1 protein-coding gene and 1 pseudogene are annotated in these 1,045 nt (G+C 74.8%); one reads left to right on the forward strand and one right to left on the reverse strand.

Annotated elements, in window-relative coordinates:
- A pseudogene (locus tag FOE67_RS26730) lies at positions 1-280 on the forward strand (hypothetical protein); the annotation flags it as partial.
- Positions 281-340: 60 nt separating this feature from the next.
- Here the strand turns inward: FOE67_RS26730 and FOE67_RS26735 are convergent.
- Complete coding sequence (locus FOE67_RS26735; RefSeq protein WP_182667394.1) at positions 341-847, reverse strand: MarR family winged helix-turn-helix transcriptional regulator; 507 nt, start codon at positions 845-847, stop codon at positions 341-343.
- Positions 848-1,045: the final 198 nt, after the last annotated feature.

Here is a 1,045-nt window from a genome sequence, read left to right on the forward strand (position 1 = left end):
GGAGGTGGCCGACCTGATGGGCGGGGGCGTGCGGTACGCGCCGGGCACCCCGGCCGAGGCGAGGGAACGGTTCGCCGCCTCGGGGGCGGCGGCCTTCCAGGTGCCCATGCTCGTGGGGACGGCCTCGGCCGTCGCGGCCGGTTTCCTCGCCGACACGGGCGGGGATCTGCCGGCGCTGCTGGGCCGGGAACCGGTGGGCGCGAGGCGGGTGCTCGCGGAGCTGTTCGCGGCCGGGGGCGCGACGACGACCCCGGGGGCGGAGGTCGTGGCGAACGCCTGAGGCCGGGCGGCCGTGCCGGAACCGGGTGTCCGCCGGCTGCCGACCGGCCGGGGGCGGGCGTCAGTCGGTGGGGCGGCCGGTGTCGCCGAGGGAGACCAGGAGGCGGCGCAGCAGGTCGGCGGCGGTGTCGCGTTCCGCGGGGGTGAGGGCGGCGAGCAGGCGGTCCTCGGTGGCGAGGTGCCCGGCGACCAGGCGGTCGACGAGTGCCCGCCCTTCCGGGGTGAGGGTGATCAGGACGCGGCGGCGGTTCGTCGGGTCCACCTCGCGGGTGATCAGGCCGCGTTCCGCCAGGCGGTCGGCGCGGTGGGTGAGGGCGGCCCCGCCGATCATCGCGGAGGCGGCCAGTTCACCGGGGGAGAGGGTGAACGGGGGGCCGGAACGGCGCAGGGTGGCGAGCACGTCGAACTCCCAGGGCTCGACGCCCTGTTCGGCGAGATGTTCCGCGACGGCCCGGCCGAACAGGCGGGAGAGGCGGGAGACGCGCCCGATCACGCCCATGGGGGAGGCGTCGAGGTCGGGCCGTTCGCGGGCCCACTGGTCGAGGATGCCGTCCACCGCGTCCCGCATCGTCTCCCCCGAAAATTTTCGACGTCGAACTGTTTGACGCCAGGGTAGCACCGGGTTAGCCTCGCACCGTCGTATATTTCGATACCGAAAGGTTCGATGATGCCGGGTATCGGTTCCACCGCCTCCTCGTTCACCGCTGTCCCCTCTGCCCCTACGGCCCCTCCGGCCCCGCTCGGTGTGCCGGAGGCCATCCGCACC

The sequence above is a fragment of the Streptomyces calidiresistens genome, from assembly GCF_014141525.1.
In the GTDB taxonomy this organism is placed as follows: domain Bacteria; phylum Actinomycetota; class Actinomycetes; order Streptomycetales; family Streptomycetaceae; genus Streptomyces; species Streptomyces calidiresistens.